We start from the raw sequence: 13,287 nt of genomic DNA, 5'->3' as shown, positions 1-13,287 counted from the left end.
ACATCGCAAAATCACATGCCTATCCCATTGAAAAATAAGGAAAAACTAAGTCTTATGTCTTATATAAGACCTTGCCGCGCTGCACCAGATAGGCCCTACAATTACTCCACGCTGCTTGCTTCGACATCGGTAGCGACACACCGAATCCCTATTCTGAAACGCGCCTCATCCCTTAGGAAATTGACATGGCCCAGTATCAAGACGACATCAAGGCAGTTGCCGGTTTGAAAGAGAAGCACGGCAGCGCGTGGGACGCCATCAATCCCGAGTACGCCGCACGCATGCGCGCCCAGAACAAGTTCAAGACGGGCCTGGACATCGCCAAGTACACCGCCAAGATCATGCGCGCCGACATGGCCGCCTACGATGCGGATCCGTCGAAGTACACGCAGTCGCTGGGTTGCTGGCACGGTTTCATCGGCCAGCAGAAGATGATTTCCATCAAGAAGCATTTCAACAACAACACCGACCGCCGCTACCTGTACCTGTCGGGCTGGATGGTTGCCGCGCTGCGCTCGGAGTTCGGCCCGCTGCCGGACCAGTCGATGCACGAGAAGACTTCCGTCAGCGCGCTGATCCGCGAGCTGTACACCTTCCTGCGGCAGGCCGACGCCCGTGAACTGGGCGGCCTGTTCCGCGAACTCGACGCCGCCAAGGACGCCGCCGCCAAGGCCGCCATCCAGGCCAAGATCGACAACCACGTCACCCACGTGGTGCCCATCATCGCCGACATCGACGCCGGCTTTGGCAACGCCGAAGCGACGTACCTGCTGGCCAAGCAGTTCATCGAAGCTGGCGCCTGCTGCATCCAGATCGAGAACCAGGTGTCCGACGAGAAGCAATGCGGCCACCAGGACGGCAAGGTCACCGTGCCGCACGAAGACTTCCTGGCCAAGGTGCGCGCCGTTCGCTACGCGTTCCTGGAACTGGGCGTGGACGATGGCGTGATCGTGACGCGTACCGACTCGCTGGGCGCCGGCCTGACCAAGCAGATCGCCGTGACCCACACGCCGGGCGACCTGGGCGACCAGTACAACTCGTTCCTCGACTGCGAAGAAATATCGGCCGACGCTCTTGGCAATGGTGACGTCGTCATCAAGCGCGAAGGCAAGCTGCTGCGTCCGAAGCGCCTGCCGAGCAACCTGTTCCAGTTCCGCGCCGGCACGGGCGAAGCGCGCTGCGTGCTGGACAGCATCACGTCGCTGCAGAACGGTGCCGACCTGCTGTGGATCGAAACCGAAAAGCCGCATATCGAGCAGATCGCCGGCATGGTCCGCGAAATCCGCAAGGTCATCCCGAACGCCAAGCTGGTGTACAACAACAGCCCGTCGTTCAACTGGACCCTGAACTTCCGCCAGCAGGCATATGACGCGATGAAGGCCGCGGGCAAGGATGTGTCGGCCTACGAGCGCAGCCAGCTGATGAGCGTGGAATATGACGAAACGGAACTGGCCAAGGCCGCTGATGAAAAGATCCGCACCTTCCAGGCCGACGCCGCCCGCGAAGCCGGCATCTTCCACCACCTGATCACGCTGCCGACGTACCACACCGCCGCACTGTCGACCGACAACCTGGCCAAGGAATACTTCGGCGAGCAAGGCATGCTGGGTTATGTGGCTGGCGTGCAGCGCAAGGAAATCCGCCAGGGCATCGCCTGCGTCAAGCACCAGAACATGTCGGGCTCGGATATCGGCGACGACCACAAGGAGTACTTCAGCGGCGAAGCGGCGCTGAAGGCGGCGGGTAAGGACAACACGATGAACCAGTTCTGATACTGGCCATACCCCGCAAGGAAGAACGCCAACCCGTGATGGGTTGGCGTTTTTTTTAACCTCGCTAAGCCACAGGTATCGAGGGCATGTTAGCCCCCAAGGGCTCGCCGCGAGTCAGCTACGCCAACTAGTGCAGTTCTCCGGTCGCATTTGTTGCATGCATTTCATCTGATGCACCAGGCCGCATCCCTGCGGCAATCAGGCAGGTTGCAACGCCCCAAAAAGGACGTATCCTTGCGACTATCGCGCCTTCGGCAAATAACTCGTGCGTCACTCGGCCCGCCGGCATCCCTTGTTTGCCGGCATCCTTCTCATTGTTTTCCTGACAGCCCAACTGGCAGCGGCCGCGTACGCCTGTACCGGTAGCCGCTACCAGATGGAAAGCAGCGGCACACCGGCGGCGATGACCGAATCGTGTGCCGATATGGCGGCTGACAGTGAAGACAAGGGCGCTGACCAGAGTGTTCTTTGCCTGGCGCACTGCCAGGCAGATTCCAAGAGTGCGGACCATGTGTCGCCGCAGCTTCCGGCATTCCTGCCGGTGTTGATGAGCATCGTTGAACCGACGAGAGTGGTGCTTGCCGAAGTCCGCGTCGCGCTGCGCACGGAACGGGAAGCGCGCGGCCCGCCGCCCCTCAATATCCTTCACTGCAGCTTCCAGACGTAGCCTCCTGAACGACCCCATTCGGTGCTACCCGCGAGATTCGGGTAGCTGTCGTCGTTCATGGAGGCTTTATGCTTTTCCCACGTCGCCTGACGCTGGCGCTGCTTTGCGCGCCTGCCTTCGGCCTGGCGGTGTCGCATGCCGTGGCTGCGCCATCCGCCCCTTCCCTTTCCCTCGCGGAAACCGTCGCGCTTGCGTCCAGCCGCGCCGGCGACGCTGAATCCTCGCGCGGCGCCGTCGAGGCGGCCGTCCAGATGGCGGTATCCGCCGGCCAGTTGCCGGACCCGGTGCTCAAGTTCGGTCTCAACAATGTCCCCGTGACCGGGCCGGACCAGTTCTCGCTCACCCGGGACTTCATGACCATGCGGTCGATCAGCGTGATGCAGGAATTCACGCGCTCGGACAAGCGCCGCGCGAAGGCGGCCCGCTTTGAAGCCGAGGCGACTGCTGCCGACGCGCAGCGTGCGGTTGGACTGGCCAACGTGCAGCGCAATGCCGTCGGCGCCTGGCTCGACCGCTGGTACGCCGAGCGCACTGGTGCCCTGCTCGGCCATCATGGCCATCCCGTGGACCTGGCGCTCCAGGCAGCGACCGCCGCCTATCGCAGCGGACGCGGCACGCGCGCCGATGTCCTGGCGATGGAGCTGGAAATCCAGAAGCTGCATGACCGCCTGGACGAAAACCGCGCCGCGGTGGCCACGGCCATGCTCAATCTGGAACGCTGGGTCGGGCCGGCGGCCAACCGTCCGCTGTCGGAACGCCCGCCACTCGACGTGCCGCAAAGCGTCCAACAACTGGCAAAAGGCGAATTCGACGCGGTGCCCGAGATCGTAGCCGCGCAACAAGACGTGGCCCTGGCCGAGTCGGAGATTCAGGTGGCCACGCAGGCCAGGAAGCCGGATGTGACGGTCGAGCTGATGTACAGCCAGCGCGGCCCGGCGTTCTCCAACATGGGGTCGCTGAACGTCAGCTTCCCGGTGCCATGGGACCGGGGCAATCGCCAGGACCGCGACGTCGCTGCCAGGCTGGCACAGGCCAACGAGGCGCGTGCCAGGGCCGAAATCATCCGGCGCAATACCCAGGCCATGGTAGGCGCCAAGTTCACCGAACTGCAGCGCAACCTTGAGCGGCTCAAACGCTACGACGAGAGGACGCTGCCGCTCGCCAACGCGCAGGCGGAAGCCGCGCTCACGGCCTACCGGGCCAATACAGGATCGCTGCTGGCCGTCGCCGAGGCCAACCATCGCGTCATCGACATGGAGGTGGAGCGGCTGACGCTGGAGGCCAAGACGGCAAAGCTGTGGGCCGACTTGACCTTCCTGGTCCCGCTGCCTACCGCACAGACCGAGCCGGCCACCAAGGAACTCAAATGAAGACACCAGTCATTGCAACGGTGGCAGGCGTCGTTGTCGCCGGCGCCGCCCTCTATGGCGCCTACCAGCTTGGCATCACGCGCGGCACACAATCTGCGCAGCCTTCGCAATCTTCGACCTCGCCCGCCGCGACGCCTGCGCTCAAGGCAGGCGACACCGATCCGAAGACCGGCAAGAAAATCTTGTACTGGCATGATCCCATGGTGCCCGGCCAACGCTTCGACAAACCGGGCAAGTCTCCCTTCATGGACATGCAACTCGTGCCCGTCTATGCGGACGGGGATGGCGCAGGCGCTGGCGTCACGGTCGACAGCCGAGTGGCGCAGAATCTTGGGATCCGCACGGCCGAGGTCAAGGCCAGCCGCATGACCGCCGTGCTCGAGGCGCCCGGCAATGTCGCCATCGACGAGCGCAGCGTCAAGGTAATCCAGGCGCGAACCAATGCCTTCGTCCAGCATGTCGCGGTCAAAGCGACCCTCGACCCGGTTCGGCGCGGCCAGGCGCTGGTGACACTGTATTCGCCCGACTGGGTGGCCGCGCAAGAGGAATTTCTCGCCGTGTCTCGCATGGCCGGTGGGCAATCCGACCTGCGTGGCGCAGCCAGGGCCCGGATGCTGCAAGCTGGCATGACGCCGGGCCAGGTCAGCGCGGTCGAGTCGTCCGGCAAGCTCCAGTCCAACCTTGGCATTTTGAGCCCGGTCGATGGGCTCGTGACCGAGGTCGCGGTCCGCGAAGGCATGACCGTGTCCCCCGGCATGACACTATTCCGCCTGGCTGACCTGAGCCAGGTCTGGGTGATTGCCGAGGTACCGGAGGGACAAGCCCGCGCCATCGCCCCGGGCACGCCTGTCAAGGTATTGCCGACCGGCGCCATCGAGCCACTCGTTGGCAAGGTCGACACCGTGCTGCCCGACATCGACGTGACCACTCGGACCATCAAGGTGCGCGTTGTCCTGCCTAACAAGGGCAGGCACCTGTTGCCGGGCATGTTCGTCACGGTCCGGTTTGACAGTGGCGACCAGAAGGAAGTGCTGGTGATTCCGCTGGAGGCCGTCATCCGCACTGGTCAGCGCAGCATCGTCATGGTCGATGCCGGCAAGGCAGGTTTTGTGGCAACGGACGTCAAGACAGGACGCGAGGCCGCGGGCATGGTCGAGATCCTTCAGGGACTCCAGGCCGGCCAGAAGATCGTCACCTCGGGGCAGTTCCTCATCGATTCGGAGGCCAGCTTGCGCGGCACCACCGAACGCATGGGCGCCACGCCAGCGGTTTCCGCGCCGGCATCGCCCCCGGCTGCGTCGGCAGTCGAGCACGAGGGCCTTGGACGCATCGAAGCCGTGAACGGCTCGGAGAGCCTGACCATTTCGCACGGACCCATCCCGTCGGCACAGTGGGGGGCGATGACGATGGATTTCGCTGCGCCGCCCTCCGGCCTGCCCAAGGGGCTCAAGGCTGGCGACCGCATCCGCTTCCATTTCCACCTGAACAGCGACGGCGCAGCGATCCTGTCCTCGGTTGAGCCGGCTGACACCCCTCGGGGGGCCAATCCATGATCGCGCGGCTTATCCTCGCGTCCATCCGCAACCGCTTCCTGGTCCTGCTGACAACAGTCCTGCTGACTGCATGGGGACTGTGGGCCGTGCGCAGCACGCCGCTCGATGCCTTGCCGGACCTGTCCGATGTGCAGGTGATCATCCGCACGCCGTTTCCCGGCCAGGCCCCGCAGATCGTGGAGAACCAGGTCACCTACCCGCTGACCACCACCATGCTGTCCGTGCCGGGAGCGAAAACGGTGCGCGGTTATTCGTTCTTTGGCGACTCGTTCGTCTACGTGCTGTTCGAAGATGGCACCGACCTCTATTGGGCACGTTCGCGCGTGCTCGAATACCTGAACCAGGTGCAATCCCGCCTGCCCGCCGCGGCCAAGCCGGCGCTCGGCCCGGATGCCACCGGTGTCGGCTGGATCTATGAGTACGCGCTGGTGGACAAGACCGGCCAGCATGACCTTGCCCAACTGCGCGCGCTGCAGGACTGGTTCCTGCGCTTCGAGCTGAAATCACTGCCCAATGTCGCCGAAGTCGCCTCGCTGGGCGGCATGGTGAAGCAATTCCAGGTGGTGCTGATGCCGGACCGGCTGCGCGCCTACAACCTCTCGCAGGCAAAGATCCTTGCGGCGCTAAAGGGCGCCAATCAGGAGGCCGGCGGTTCGGTGATGGAACTGGGCGAGGCGGAGTACATGGTCCGGGCAAGCGGCTACCTGAAGACACTGGATGACTTCCGGCAGATCCCGCTGGTGACCAGCAATGCCGGCATTCCGGTACGGCTCGGTGACGTTGCCACGATCCAGCTCGGCCCAGAGACACGGCGCGGCATCGCCGAACTGGACGGCCAGGGAGAAGTGGCTGGGGGTGTGATTGTGATGCGCTCGGGCAAGAATGCCCTGGAGACCATCGAGGCGGTCAAGGCCAGGCTTGCCACGCTACAGAAGAGCCTGCCGGCAGGCGTCCAGGTCGTTACGACCTACGATCGCTCGGCTCTGATCAACCGCGCGGTCAAGAATCTGACGCACAAGCTGATTGAAGAGTTCATCGTCGTCGCGCTGGTCTGCCTGGTATTCCTTTTTCACCTGCGCTCGGCCGTGGTGGCGATTGTTTCGCTGCCGCTGGGTGTGCTGGCCGCTTTCCTGGTCATGCGATACCAGGGCGTCAATGCCAACATCATGTCGCTGGGCGGCATTGCCATTGCCATCGGCGCCATGGTCGACGCCGCCGTCGTCATGATCGAGAACGCGCACAAGCATCTGGAACACTGGCATGCGGACAACCCCGGACGGGAACTCTCCGGGCATCAGCGCTGGAGCGTGATCGGTGAGTCGGCTGCCGAGGTCGGACCCGCACTGTTCTTCTCGCTGCTGATCATCACGCTCTCATTCATTCCCGTGTTCACGCTGGAGGCGCAGGAGGGCCGGCTGTTCTCGCCGCTCGCCTTTACCAAGACCTACTCCATGGCCGCGGCGGCGGGTCTTTCCATCACCCTCGTGCCGGTCCTGATGGGCTATTTGATCCGCGGGAGGGTTCCCACAGAGCAGTCCAATCCCCTGAATCGGTGGCTGATCCGTGCCTATCGGCCGCTGCTGGCATGGGTCCTGGCCTGGCCGAAGACGACCGTGATGATCGCGGCATTGCTGCTCCTCGCGACCGCCTGGCCGATCATGCGAATCGGCGGCGAGTTTATGCCGCCCCTCGACGAGGGTGACCTGCTGTATATGCCTTCGGCATTGCCGGGCCTCTCCGCCGGCAAGGCGGCGCAGTTGCTGCAGCAGACTGACCGTCTCATCAAGACCGTGCCTGAGGTCGCCACCGTGTTTGGCAAGGCGGGTCGCGCCGACTCCGCGACCGACCCGGCGCCCATCGAGATGTTCGAAACCACCATTCAGTTCAAGCCACGCGACCAGTGGCGCGCCGGCATGACGACAGACAAGCTGGTCGAGGAGCTTGATCGCGTGGTGAAGGTGCCGGGACTGTCCAACATCTGGGTCCCGCCGATCCGCAACCGGATCGATATGCTTGCCACGGGCATCAAAAGTCCGGTCGGCATCAAGGTGGCGGGCACCGACCTGAAGGAGATTGACCGGCTGGCCACGCGCATTGAAGAAGTCGTCAAGACCGTGCCGGGCGTTACCTCGGCACTGGCCGAGCGCCTGTCTGGCGGACGCTATGTCGATGTCGACATCGACCGTATGGCGGCCGGACGGTATGGGCTCAACATCGAGGACGTGCAGAGCATCGTATCGTCAGCGATCGGTGGCGACAACGTGGGGGAAGTCATCGACGGGCTGGCGCGCTTTCCAATCAATGTGCGCTACCCACGCGACTACCGCGACTCGGTGGAACAACTGCGAAGCCTCCCCATCGTGACCGACAGGGGGCAGCAGATCACGTTGTCCGACGTCGCGCGCCTTCAGGTGGAGCAGGGTCCGCCAATGCTGCGCAGCGAGAACGCCCGCTTGTCCGGCTGGGTGTACGTGGACATTCGCGGACGCGATCTGCGCTCGGCCGTGCGGGACATGCAAACGGCTGTGGCCAAGGCGGTGCCGATGCCGGCGGGCTACGCCCTCAGTTGGTCAGGGCAGTTTGAATACCTGGAGAGAGCCACCGCCAAGCTGCAGGTGGTGGTTCCGTTCACGCTGCTCATCATCTTCGTGCTGCTCTACCTGGTGTTCGGTCGCCTTGACGAGGCCCTCCTTATCATGGCAACGCTGCCACTGGCACTGATCGGCGGCTTCTGGCTGCTTTATCTGCTGGGCTACAACCTGTCGGTCGCCGGTGTCGTCGGTTTCATTGCCCTGGCCGGCGTGGCGGCCGAGTTTGGCGTGATCATGCTGCTCTACCTGAAACAAGCCTGGAGCAAGCGCGAGGAGCGCGGGGAGGTCAGCGTGTCCTCGCTGCTGGATGCTATCCAGGAAGGTGCCGTGCTGCGCGTACGCCCCAAGGCCATGACCGTCGCGGTCGTTCTCGCGGGCCTGATTCCCATCATGTGGTCACACGGCACGGGATCGGAAGTCATGCAGCGCATTGCTGCCCCAATGGTCGGCGGTATGGTAACCGCGCCCTTGCTTTCCCTGTTTGTGGTGCCGGCTGTGTATCTGCTGATACGCCGGCGTCAGATAAAACCTGGTTCAAGTTCAACCCACCCCTCATTTCAGGAGGAAACACAATGAAACTGATCAAGACGCTCACGCTCATGCTTGCCCTCGCTGCCGCGCCGACAGCATTTGCCGCCGGCGCTGCAGGCGGTATGGACATGAAAGGCATGGACATGAAGCCATCTGCCGAAGCATCGAAGGCGCCGCACCCCGTCGCCGCGGAAATCAAGAAGATCGATCTGCAGGCCGGCAAGGTTACGCTCAAACATGGCCCTATCGAGAATCTCGGCATGGCCGCCATGACCATGGCCTTTCCGGTCAAGGACCGCGCATCGCTCAAGAACTTCAAAGAGGGCGAAGCGGTCACGGTCATGTTCGACAAGGTCGACGGCAAGCCGACCGTCGTTGACATGCAGCGCAAGTAAGCGCAGTCAATGGCTTGCCGCCGGCCTGGCGGCAAGCGTTCAGGCGATCATGCTCGGCCGATGAACGCTTCCCGGCCGTTTCAAGAACCCGGCGCGGTGTCCGATATCAGCGTTCCATACAACGCCTGCGCAGCAGGCTGCAATGGCCTGTCACGGCGCCGTATCAGTGCAAGGATCCGGTCTACGGTGGGTTCCACCAGCGGAATGCCACAAAGGCGGGGATGATCGTGCGGCAGCGCCATGCCAGGCAGCACTGCCATCCCTAGCCCGGCCTCTACCAGGGCCAGCACGCCAACAACGTGGTTGGCTTCGTAGTGGATGGTGGGGCGTCGTTCCAGGTGGGCGATGGCGTTCTCGATCAAGTTGCGATTACCACTTTGTTTCGACACGCTCACCATGCGTTGGCCCGCCAATTCTTCCCAGGCAATGCAGTCCCGTCCGGACCATGGGTGGTCGCGCCGCAACGCCAGCCGGTAGGGCTCGGCGCGGACAGCATGAAATTCGATGTTGGGTTCCTGGGCACCCATGAAGTTGATTCCAAAATCGGACTCTCCCGACATGACGCTCGCCAGTACGGCATTCGCGTTTTCATCGATCACGTGCACACGCACGCCCGGATGCTGGTTGCCAAACCGATGGATAGCGTCGGGCAGGAAGTGCAGCGCTGCCGACGGTATCGCCGCCACAGTCACCAGCCCGCGCTGGAGAGAGACCTCGTCGCCGAGTCGCAGCACCGCGCTGTCAAGAATAGCCAGCGCAGCACGGGCCTCCTCCAGGAACTGCCGTCCGATGTGGGTCGTCTCCACCCGGCGCGTGGTCCGCTCGAGCAGGCGCGAGCCGAGCGTTCTCTCCAGCTTCTCGATACGCCGGCTGAGCGCAGGCTGGGAAATATGCAGCGCCTCCGCGGCCATTCGAAAGCTGCCTTTTTCCGCGATGGCGACAAACGCCTGAAGGTCTTCGAGACCAAAATTAATGCGTGTCATGCATCAATTATTGAAAACATTGCAATTCACAGATTAGTCGTAACGCAATACGCTTGCAATGCCTTGGCGGGACGTCTTCACGTGCCGTGAAGTGCATAACAAGCACGCATCCCGGAGACCTACCTTGAAACTCGCAGTTCGCACTCTGTTGCTCGCCCTGAGCCTTGCCGCCAGTAGCGTGACCGCCAGCGCCGAAACCTGGCCGGCCAAGCCCGTGAAGTTTGTCGTGCCGTTTGGCCCAGGCGGCGCCAACGACCTGGTTGCCCGCGCCGTGGCCGACGCGGCGTCAAAGCAGCTTGGGCAGCCCATCATCGTGGAGAACAAGCCGGGCGCCGGCTCGGTACTGGGTGCCGACTATGTCGCCAAGTCAGCCCCGGACGGCTATACGTTCCTGGCGCCGGCGGCCGGCGTCATCACCAACGCCATGATCAAGGCACACCTGCCGTACAAGGAGCAAGACCTGGTACCGGTGGCCTTGCTTGCAGTTAGCCCGTCGATCATCGTGGTGCCGGCCGACTCGCCGATCAAGGACCTCAAGAGCCTGGTCGCCCTCGGCAAAGGGAGCAAAAGCCTGAACTTTGCTACGGCGGGCACCGGCAGCACGCCGCATTTCGTCGCCGAGATGCTGAAGGTGGCGACCGGCGCCAAGCTCGAGATCATCCCCTACAAGAGCGGGTCGGAAGGCATGGTGGCCGTGGTCGGCAAGCAGGTGGACGCGACTTCGGAAGCCAGTGTCGTGGTGCTCCCGCAGGTAAAAGGCGGCAAGCTGCGGGCCATCGCTTCAACCTGGAATACGCGCATTGCCGCAATGCCCGATGTGCCCACCACTGCCGAACTCGGCTATTCCGGCATCTTCATCGGCCACTGGTCTGGTGTCTTCGCACCGCGCGGCACCCCCGAGGCAATTCTCGACAAGATGAACAAGGCCATCGACTCCGCCCTCAAGTCACCGGAACTGCGCGCCCGCCTGATCCCGCAAGGCATTCAGCCGATGGGCGGAACGCGGGCGGACTTTTCCAAATTCCTGGCGGCGGAAAAGGGCCGCCTCGGCCCGATCGCGCGTGCCGCCAACATGAAGGAAGACTGACGAGCGGTGCAGTGCACTGCCATCAGTCGGAGGAGACAGCATGAAATTCGCAACGTCTGCAGCCAGGCACGCCATCCCGGTCCTGCTGCTCTGGTTGGCAGGTCCAGCCTGGGCGGATGAGATCCGTGTCATTACTTCGGGCGGCTTCACGGCCGCCTACCAGAAACTTGTGCCGCTGTACGAGGCCGCCACGCAGGATCACGTCATCACCGCGTACGGCGCATCGATGGGCAATGCCCCCGATTCCATTCCCAGCCGGCTAGCCCGCGGCGAGACATTTGATGTCGTAATCCTGGCGGACTCAGGGCTCGACAAGCTGGTAGAGGAAGGCAAAGTGGCGCGAGGGAGTCGGGTCGATCTGGCGCGCTCACTAATCGGCATGTCCGTGCGCAAGGGGACGCCGAAGCCGGATATCAGCACCACGGAAGCCGTGAAGCAAACCCTGCTCAACGCCAGATCGATCGCCTATTCCGCCAGCGCCAGCGGCACCTATCTTTCCAACGAGCTGTTTCCCCGGCTCGGCGTCGCGGACAAGATCAAGGACAAGGCCCACAAGATCTACAGCGAGCGCGTCGGGACCGTGGTCGCGCGTGGCGACGCGGACATCGGCTTTCAGCAGGTAAGCGAATTGCTGCCGTTCAAGGAACTGGATTTCGTCGGCCCGTTGCCAGAGGAACTGCAACAGAAAGTCTTCTTCTCAGCCGGAACGATTGCAGGTCGGCAGACAACGGCCACCTCGCGCTTCGTCAGATTCCTGGCCTCGCCAGCGGCGGCTGCAATTGTCGGCAGCACCGGACTCGAACCTGTGGCGACCCCGCTGCCACCGCCAGCGCCGCCGGTGCTTGGACAATCGCCGAAGCCCTGATGCATGCGGGGCCGCTCCGATGTGCCCCGCACGCTTCATCCACGAGACACCAGACTTCCTTTACGCGCGCCCAGTGAGCGCAAGTGCGTCAACCAGGCCGCCAGGGATGCAAGTGAACTACCGTCGCCCCATCCGCACGATCCCTTCTTCCGGCGGCGATATCTCCAACGTTGCCAGCAGCAGCCCCATGCCCGCCAGAATGTGATACTGGCTGGCAATCTCCGTGTACTCGCTGGTCACATAGGCAGTGCGCGCACTGAAGTATTCGTTCTCGGCGTTGAGCAGGTCCAGCAGGCTGCGTTGCCCAATCCGGAACTGCTTGGCATAGCTGACCCGGGTCGCATCGCTGGATTCGACATATTGCCCAAGGATGGCAACACGGTCATGCGCGGTAAGGTAGGCATTGTAGGCCTGCGACACGCCTTCCTGCACCTGCCTTCGAATGCTATCGAGGTTTTGCATCGCTTCCTGTATCTGGTACCCGGCCTCGTTGATACGCGCCTTGTCGGCATTGCCGCGAAAAATGTTGTAGCGCAGGCGGAGCATGACGCTGCGCTCGTCAGTGGTGCCAAGCACGCGGTCACGGTCCCGGTTCATGCTGACTTCGAGATCCAACCTCGGATACATCGCCGACTTGGCGAGCGATCGTGTTGCCTCGGCCGCGGCAATATCGGCCTGCGCGGCATTCAGTGATGGATGGCTGGCATAGGCGACCTGCACGGCTTGAACTTCCGTCGCGGGCAGCGCGGCGGCGAGAGAGGTCGGCCGGGTCAATTCCTGCGGTAATACGCCCACCACGCGCCGGTATGCGGTCAGGGCGTCCTGGAGACTGCCTTGCTCCGCCCTGAGGGCGGCGCGGGCCTGCGCCAGACGGCTTTCGGCCTGGAACAGGTCGGCGCGGCGCAGCACGCCGTTCTCCGCGCCCGTCCGGATGTGCTCATGGATGCGCTCGTGTGTCTCAAGGTTGGCCATGGCGATCGCCACGGTTTCCCGGCGGCGCATCACTTCCATATAGACCGCGACCGTTCGCAGTGCGATGTCCTCCGCCGTGGCGCCGACACGGTATGCGGCCCCGTCGATCTTCGCGCCCTGGCGGTCCACTTCGCTGCTGACGGCAAAGCCGTCGAACAGCATCTGCGAGATCGTGACGCCGGCGGCATGGCTGGCATAGTTCGAGTCGGCCAGCCCCATCAGGCGCGTGTTGTGGCTGTCCAGCCGCACCTGGCCGGTAGCCGCATTCACATCGACACGGGGCAGGTAGCCGGCCTGCGCCTGCTTCAGCCCCTCATCGGCGGCAAGCCGCCGGCTCCCCGCGGCCAGTACCTCGGGATTGGTATGCACGGCCTGGTCCACCGCCTGCCGCAATGCCTGCGGGGCGGCCGCGGTCGGCAACAGCATGGCGACCCACAGCAGCACGCATGCCAGCCGGCATGGCGTCGATCCCATAATTTCCCCAATCGGGCGCTCTTGCGG

General features: G+C 63.5%; 10 protein-coding genes. 8 read left to right on the top strand and 2 right to left on the bottom strand.

Features of this window, described 5'->3' with window-relative positions:
• Positions 1-185: 185 nt before the first annotated feature.
• The 6 genes from ACIGJB_RS18715 (at position 186) to ACIGJB_RS18690 (ending at position 8,879) form a co-directional block, all read left to right on the top strand.
• Entirely contained in the window at positions 186-1,772 is a 1,587-nt protein-coding gene (locus ACIGJB_RS18715; protein ID WP_483733798.1) for an isocitrate lyase, read from the top strand.
• Positions 1,773-2,037: 265 nt separating this feature from the next.
• The gene (locus ACIGJB_RS18710) at positions 2,038-2,439 is read left to right on the top strand and encodes a hypothetical protein (protein ID WP_483733797.1); all 402 of its coding nucleotides are present in this window, start codon (positions 2,038-2,040) and stop codon (positions 2,437-2,439) included.
• A 68-nt stretch (positions 2,440-2,507) separates the two neighbouring features.
• On the top strand, positions 2,508-3,809 hold the full coding sequence (locus ACIGJB_RS18705) for a TolC family protein (RefSeq protein WP_483733796.1): 1,302 nt from the start codon (positions 2,508-2,510) through the stop codon (positions 3,807-3,809).
• The gene (locus tag ACIGJB_RS18700; protein ID WP_483733795.1) at positions 3,806-5,362 is read left to right on the top strand and encodes an efflux RND transporter periplasmic adaptor subunit; all 1,557 of its coding nucleotides are present in this window, start codon (positions 3,806-3,808) and stop codon (positions 5,360-5,362) included. The genes ACIGJB_RS18705 and ACIGJB_RS18700 overlap by 4 nt, the downstream gene beginning before the upstream one ends.
• Positions 5,359-8,529, top strand: coding sequence for an efflux RND transporter permease subunit (locus ACIGJB_RS18695; RefSeq protein WP_483733794.1), 3,171 nt, complete (start codon positions 5,359-5,361; stop codon positions 8,527-8,529). Before ACIGJB_RS18700 ends, ACIGJB_RS18695 begins: the two co-directional genes overlap by 4 nt.
• Positions 8,526-8,879 carry a copper-binding protein gene (locus ACIGJB_RS18690; RefSeq protein WP_483733793.1) on the top strand — a complete coding sequence of 118 codons (354 nt, stop codon included), beginning with the start codon at positions 8,526-8,528 and terminating at the stop codon, positions 8,877-8,879. The genes ACIGJB_RS18695 and ACIGJB_RS18690 overlap by 4 nt, the downstream gene beginning before the upstream one ends.
• 80 nt (positions 8,880-8,959) lie before the next feature.
• On the opposite strand, the gene ACIGJB_RS18685 is transcribed toward ACIGJB_RS18690, so the two are convergent.
• Positions 8,960-9,862 (bottom strand): LysR family transcriptional regulator, encoded by a 903-nt coding sequence (locus ACIGJB_RS18685; RefSeq protein ID WP_483733792.1) that lies wholly within the window; start codon positions 9,860-9,862, stop codon positions 8,960-8,962.
• Between the two features lie 124 nt (positions 9,863-9,986).
• Between ACIGJB_RS18685 and ACIGJB_RS18680 the strand changes: the two genes are divergently transcribed.
• Positions 9,987-10,949 carry a tripartite tricarboxylate transporter substrate binding protein gene (locus ACIGJB_RS18680; RefSeq protein ID WP_483733791.1) on the top strand — a complete coding sequence of 321 codons (963 nt, stop codon included), beginning with the start codon at positions 9,987-9,989 and terminating at the stop codon, positions 10,947-10,949.
• Positions 10,950-10,989: 40 nt separating this feature from the next.
• The gene (locus tag ACIGJB_RS18675) at positions 10,990-11,814 is read left to right on the top strand and encodes a substrate-binding domain-containing protein (protein ID WP_483733790.1); all 825 of its coding nucleotides are present in this window, start codon (positions 10,990-10,992) and stop codon (positions 11,812-11,814) included.
• A 117-nt stretch (positions 11,815-11,931) separates the two neighbouring features.
• On the opposite strand, the gene ACIGJB_RS18670 is transcribed toward ACIGJB_RS18675, so the two are convergent.
• On the bottom strand, positions 11,932-13,260 hold the full coding sequence (locus ACIGJB_RS18670; protein ID WP_483733789.1) for a TolC family outer membrane protein: 1,329 nt from the start codon (positions 13,258-13,260) through the stop codon (positions 11,932-11,934).
• Positions 13,261-13,287: the final 27 nt, after the last annotated feature.

It is taken from the genome of Cupriavidus sp. C2SS-8b, from assembly GCF_057073745.1.
Note: the sequence above shows the minus strand (reverse complement) of the source record. Positions and strands in the feature narration are given on the sequence as shown.